General features: G+C 64.2%; 1 protein-coding gene. It reads right to left on the bottom strand.

What is annotated here, in order from left to right; translation table 11 throughout:
* Positions 1 to 424, bottom strand: a 424-nt coding sequence (locus tag CJZ78_RS13575) for a transposase (protein WP_198953929.1), incomplete at both ends; no start/stop codon positions are given.

Here is a 424-nt window from a genome sequence, read left to right as displayed (position 1 = left end):
GCCAGCTGCTGCCCTGGAACATGCGCTTGATCGCTGCCGTCAGCCCCAGGTGCGCATCTGAGATCACCAGCCGAGTTCCAGTCAGGCCACGCTCTTTGAGGGAACTGAGGAACTGACGCCAGAAGCCCTCGGCCTCGCTGTCACCCACGGCGATCCCCAGCACCTCGCGGTAGCCGAGGACATTGATACCAATCGCTACCACAACGGCCCGCGACACCACCTGCATGTTCTGGCCAAGGCGGCCGTGCAGGTACGTCGCATCGAGGTAGACGTAGGGGAAATGGGCATGGTCCAGCGGCCGACCCAGAAAGGCTTTCACCTGCTCGTCGAGGCCCTGGCAGATGCGGCTTACCTCCGATTTGGAGACGCCGCTGGCGCCGCCCAGCGCCTCCACCAGGGCATCAACCTTGCGGGTGGAGATACC

The organism is Synechococcus sp. 8F6, from assembly GCF_002252665.1.
Classification (GTDB): domain Bacteria; phylum Cyanobacteriota; class Cyanobacteriia; order PCC-6307; family Cyanobiaceae; genus Cyanobium_A.
Note: the sequence above shows the minus strand (reverse complement) of the source record. Positions and strands in the feature narration are given on the sequence as shown.